This is a genomic window from Brasilonema bromeliae SPC951, assembly GCF_012912135.1.
Classification (GTDB): domain Bacteria; phylum Cyanobacteriota; class Cyanobacteriia; order Cyanobacteriales; family Nostocaceae; genus Brasilonema; species Brasilonema bromeliae.
Window position 1 is genome coordinate 1 of sequence record NZ_QMEB01000334.1, and the last position, 4,988, is coordinate 4,988.

The 4,988-nt window shown below is 42.3% G+C and carries 5 protein-coding genes and 1 pseudogene; 1 reads left to right on the forward strand and 5 read right to left on the reverse strand.

The annotated features are described in order from the left end of the window. The first annotated feature begins 334 nt into the window (after positions 1-334). Positions 335-682: a hypothetical protein gene (locus DP116_RS26885; protein WP_169158048.1), complete on the forward strand. Its 348-nt coding sequence runs from the start codon at positions 335-337 to the stop codon at positions 680-682. Between the two features lie 520 nt (positions 683-1,202). Here the strand turns inward: DP116_RS26885 and DP116_RS26890 are convergent. The 5 genes and pseudogenes from DP116_RS26890 to DP116_RS26910 form a co-directional block, all read right to left on the reverse strand. Then, positions 1,203-1,703 carry an acyl-CoA thioesterase gene (locus DP116_RS26890; protein ID WP_169158049.1) on the reverse strand — a complete coding sequence of 167 codons (501 nt, stop codon included), beginning with the start codon at positions 1,701-1,703 and terminating at the stop codon, positions 1,203-1,205. An 857-nt stretch (positions 1,704-2,560) separates the two neighbouring features. Continuing rightward, positions 2,561-2,905 carry a DUF1815 family protein gene (locus tag DP116_RS26895; RefSeq protein WP_169158050.1) on the reverse strand — a complete coding sequence of 115 codons (345 nt, stop codon included), beginning with the start codon at positions 2,903-2,905 and terminating at the stop codon, positions 2,561-2,563. Positions 2,906-3,496: 591 nt separating this feature from the next. Next, positions 3,497-3,673 carry a hypothetical protein gene (locus DP116_RS26900; RefSeq protein ID WP_169158051.1) on the reverse strand — a complete coding sequence of 59 codons (177 nt, stop codon included), beginning with the start codon at positions 3,671-3,673 and terminating at the stop codon, positions 3,497-3,499. 457 nt (positions 3,674-4,130) lie between these two features. Next, positions 4,131-4,346, reverse strand: a complete 216-nt coding sequence (locus DP116_RS26905) for a DUF2839 domain-containing protein (RefSeq protein WP_169158052.1) — start codon at positions 4,344-4,346, stop codon at positions 4,131-4,133. An 83-nt stretch (positions 4,347-4,429) separates the two neighbouring features. Then, positions 4,430-4,988, reverse strand: a pseudogene (locus tag DP116_RS26910) (ATP-dependent DNA helicase); the annotation flags it as partial.

Consider the following 4,988-nt stretch of genomic DNA (forward strand, 5'->3'; position numbering starts at 1 on the left):
ATTATACTGAGAAAGAATAAATTATTTTTCCTTGCATAAGTTTTCTCTATAGAATTTCTGAAAATCCTATCAAAAGTAAAAATCAAAATTTAATATTTTTTTGAAAGAAGGTTTTGCGGCATACTAATTTTTCAAATTTTTTATTGTATAGTGAGCGCAGAACAACTACAGGAAAAAGCTCAAGTAAACTCAACATTCTCAGCAAAACAATGCTGAGCAATGCAGAGCTTTTTTTCTGTGGAGGTTCCACGTCAGTTGCTACTTTAGTGGTGCCAACTGGGGTTGCGGAATACTGAATTTAAGGCTTTCACATCTGTACTCTTTGAGCAGTAAGTTGATCCGATACTGCGGACTATGGTTGTGGAATTCCACGTCAAACGTCACTCGCAACAACGGGGAAAACCTCCCTCCGGGTGTGCGCGGAGCGCACGCCTTACGGCGAACGCCAGTCGCCTGCGGAGGAGCCAGTGCGGTGAGGCAGTACGGTCTTGGGGTCTCCCCAAGTGAAGTAACTGCCGAACCCGTAAGGGTCTTGGGGAGCCAGTGCGGTGGACGGCTTCGCCGGCATAAAGCATCTGGCGTGTCTCCCCAAGTGGAGCATCTGGCGTTGGAAACCCTCCCGCAGCGCTGGACTCAGTGCAAGGCAGTGGCTCCTCAACGCTCAGCACTACTGAATTCCTGAAGAGAGACTTTATGTCTGTCACGGTTACACTCATAAAATTTTCTCTCTTCTAATAGCTTCATTCGTAAGACTCTATTTAAAAAAGGTGTATCTATGTTTGCTACCCTGATTGTGGCTTGGATTCTGTATACAGTATTAGTAAAAGTCGTGAGAACGACAACGAGAACTGCGTTTATTAGTGCTACTACTGTTGTTATCTTGCATTCTGGTCTTGGAATTAGCCCTCAAGATATTTGGCATCAAATAATACAGCTACTTCAAGCCTTCTCTCAAGTCCTTAGGGTTAGGTAATATGACTTTTGGATGTTGCCCGTCATGAGTCATCAGTTATTTGTTCTCTGTTCGACCACGTTCGCATATCTCGTTTGGAGGCGCTGAGTCCCAAGGGGACACGCTGCGCGAACGCGTATGGCTGCAACATAGGCGAAGCGTTAGCGAGTGAGACGGGCGCGCCTCCTCTAGAAATCAGGCTGCCGTTTCATTAAACCGGATTTTTCACTTCTTTAATAAAACGGATGAGTTAATTATTTTTTGAGCCTGAAAGCCGTACCAGGGCATCCATAACAGTAGTCGGTAACTGACGCATAATCTTACCTCTTTCTCGATCTACTGCCACTAAAGTCACCTGAGCAGTAACGTATAATTCTTGCTTATCTGGTGATTCAATTGCATAATCCCAGTTGATACGGACGCCAGTCACCTCAGCCATGCGCGTTCTTACAACCGCTGTTGCACCCAACTGAAGCTGACGGTGATAGCGCACAGAGAGTTCTACAACTGGTAAATCACAGCCCAAAGCTACCAAATCAGCATATTCGATACCGATCGCTCGCAAGCATGCGACTCGTGCTTCTTCCAACCAAGCTATGTAGGAACCGTGCCAGACAATACCTGCATAGTCTGTATGATGCGGGTAGACTCTTATGGAATATTCAAACCAATTTCCAAAGGAACCGCTTGTTGGACTGTCAATTGCAGTGGTTGATTTCAGTTGTGGTTGTTGTGATTTTTCCTCTGACATCTTAAATTTTTTGGAGACAAGGATAAATGTTCCAAATCTGGAATAGCATAAAGTGACACGTCTTGTGCAATTTCTTCATAAGTTGACACTCCGACGACTATCAAACTATTATCCAAGGTAAAGAATCTGAGGTTCTATGTCGAACCTCAAACTTGGTGCCTTCTGCACTCGTGTATTTCCTTAGGTCAGGAAATTTTAAGTTTTGGTTATTAGATTCTAAAAAAACTGGGGATCAATCTGCTATTGCCTTGTTGTGGGTTGTAGATGATGGCAGGACGCAGCTCTTTGATAAGTTTTTTTTATACCTTGCTACCCTTAGGCAAGTGGACGAAAAAAGCTCAAGCTTTACGACAAGCACAAATCGCTTTGATTATAGAAACTAAACTGACACACACTCAACACTAAGCCTTGGGTGACAGCCTCAGTCACTCCTACTATTAGGCACTATTTGTTTTTATTGGAAACGGTTTGTCATTCTTTTCGCTGGCTTGCTGATTGACATTGATACGCTGCTGGCAATTGTTAAGATGCTGATTAAGACTCCACAGGCATAACGAGCCAATATCACAATCAAAATGACAGCAATGTCAATCAAGTTCTGAGATCACCTATGAAAGTTATGAGCCTTTAACTAGCGTAATAAACCGCTAGCAACATATGAAACAAACACCGTTAAGAGTTAAGAGTTAAGCGTTCGGGTGTTAAGAGTTAAGCGTTCTCTGTTCCCTGTTAAGAGTTCTCTGTTCCCTGTTAAGAGTTCCCTGTTCCCTGTGTTTCTTAAGAGTTACGAGTTATTAGCCACTGTTACGAGTTCTTAACTGTTAACTTTTAACTCTCAACTCTTAACTTTTTACTGTCTAACACCGCTTAGCTAAAAGTTTATTACCTACGCTGGTTGGTACAGGATGCTTGACTATATTGGCAAGTTCCTGTAGCTGGTTGACTGCCTCTGCACCCTCTAGCTTCATTAATTCGCGGTCATCCCGCATTTCTGTCCAAGTGATCCCGTAATCAGAGACTAAAAACCGAATCAGATGATTTTCTCCCAGGCTAACCATAAATGAAGCACTATTCATCTGGTCACCGCAGGTGTAGCAGGACGCAGGATATCCTCGCCTCTCTAAGACAATTGCTAAAGCTTGCAAGTTCATCACTAAGTCTTGCACGAATTGCCGATGTTGTTGTGCTAGTCTCAAAAACATTTTTCCCTCCAAACACCACAGTTATTTGCTTCCTTTTATATTTTCTTTAGATTCTTGCACCAATTGGTATTGTAAACTATCCATTACAATTCACAGATATATATTTATGAATTGGCTACCTAGCTTAGGGTAGTCGATGTAAGTTTTGCGTGCCGTATCAAAGTATTCAGTTTGTAGATCTGAAATATCGGATAGAATTGCTAACTTTGTGTTTTTTTTACAGATTACCGTCAGGATAAATGGTAAGTTGAAACAATTCCGCTATAAGATTAACTCATATTTGGCACAAGTCAAGTCGAGAAAATGCCGATTTTGTACTTTTATCCGCTAATTTTAGGTAGACTCATTACCCTTTGTCCCAACAAGGCAGACATACGTCTTCTCAGCCTGTTTTAAGAGGTGATTATCTCGTCAAACGTCTACACACCAGTTAAGTAATGTAAAGATCTTAACCTATTGGCTGCAACTTCTCCATAGAATCTGGCAAAACTGGTAGATGCTCGTAGCTGTTTTTTGATTCTCGCTTAAGGTTAGTACTTTTTTGTACGACTCAGGGCTGAGTCTTTTTACTAAATAATCAGTACTTAGTAGTCATACAGTGCGGTAGATAAACCACTGCGTTGCTGTCAGCAGTGCGTTGTCAAGAGTTGTTGCTCGGCTGAAACTGCCCGTCCAAACTATGTCTTGCGGATAAGCACTTGCGCTCTTGAGAGTTTCCCCAGTTGTTCTAAGCAGCGTCTTTAGAGGAGATAGCAACAGCTGTCCCATTGTGGTAAGTGACGTATCAAGCTCTGCAGGAAAAAGCCAAGTCGGGGGGTGACTATCTGTAAAGGGAAATACCCTGATCCACAATCCCAAGTGTAAAACCTAAATCGTTTGACTTAACACTGACAATAACTGAACTCAAGATAACCATGTTGCCATTTCGGCAGATATTTTTCTGACTGTCTTTGAGTTGCTATTTATACTTTTTAAAAGAGCAATTCGAGAGAATAACGAGTCGCTTTTTAAAAAGTGTATGCTCTGCTAGGTTCGAGATATACTAATATGAATAGGTTTTTTACATATAATTTACTCTCATAACTTTTATCAGTATACTGTATATACTAAAGTCAGTTAAATTAACCGAAATAAATTAACAAATAAAAAGAATAACACAGCCAGGAAAACCTAGCTGTTGTGTTGACACTTTCAATCGTTGTCAGAAACTTATCCAAGCTCGGGTTTAGACAACTTCCCACCAACCGAAAGCTGGACCGATGAAACGAACTATCACCCAAGCGGCGACCAAACCACCAATACCAATCCAGGTGAGCCGATTTGACCATTTTACGAATTTTTCCGCTTGGGTTTTGGAGATAGGAATCCACGGCAAGATCCTGGTTGTATCTTGACCGTATTTTTCTCCCAGTGTAGTTTTACGACGCTTTGCTTCACCCATAATCTAAAATAAATCCCTGAATACTGCTGATGATAGCGTTTGCTTGAAGCAATAGCTAAAAAATACTGAATAATTTAGATGACTTAAGCTGAATCTTCCTCTGTGACAGAGGAAAACAGATTGGGATCAAGGTAGTTAATACGTGCGAGGGGACTGAGGGCAGCCAAAACTTGAGCACCATAGCTACGGATAATCACGCGACTATCTAGCAAAGCAACGATGCCTTTACTTTCGCGCAGTGGGGCGATCGCCCGTTGCAATTCATTCATAGCAATTGGCAACAAGTACAAACGAAACCAATCTTGATGCAAACTCTTGTAGTGCGCCACTCGACCTGCCACTAAGGGGTTTTCTAGAGATGGCAAGGGTAAAGTCGCGATCGCCAAAAGCTGGGGAGCAGGCAAAACCTTTTGATGCTCACGCCAAAATTCCCAACCACTCACCAAAATACCATTTTCATCCAAACAAGTTTTTTCCACCTGTACCCGTGAACCAAACTCAGAGGCAAGAATTGTCCCCACTTGGGCTTTTAGCGGTACATCCCCCACAAGCACAACTGTCAATCCTGGTGCTGTCGCGCTTAAGCAAACCAGTGTCATAACTTTATGAAGAAACGCTGGCTGAAACTCTGGCGTGTTGGGT

Coding starts and splice junctions, on each gene's coding strand:
- DP116_RS26895 (WP_169158050.1), bottom strand. CDS start 2,905: ATGTTTTTGAGACTAGCACAACAACATCGGCAATTCGTGCAAGACTTA.
- DP116_RS26900 (WP_169158051.1), bottom strand. CDS start 3,673: ATGGGACAGCTGTTGCTATCTCCTCTAAAGACGCTGCTTAGAACAACT.
- DP116_RS26890 (WP_169158049.1), bottom strand. CDS start 1,703: ATGTCAGAGGAAAAATCACAACAACCACAACTGAAATCAACCACTGCA.
- DP116_RS26905 (WP_169158052.1), bottom strand. CDS start 4,346: ATGGGTGAAGCAAAGCGTCGTAAAACTACACTGGGAGAAAAATACGGT.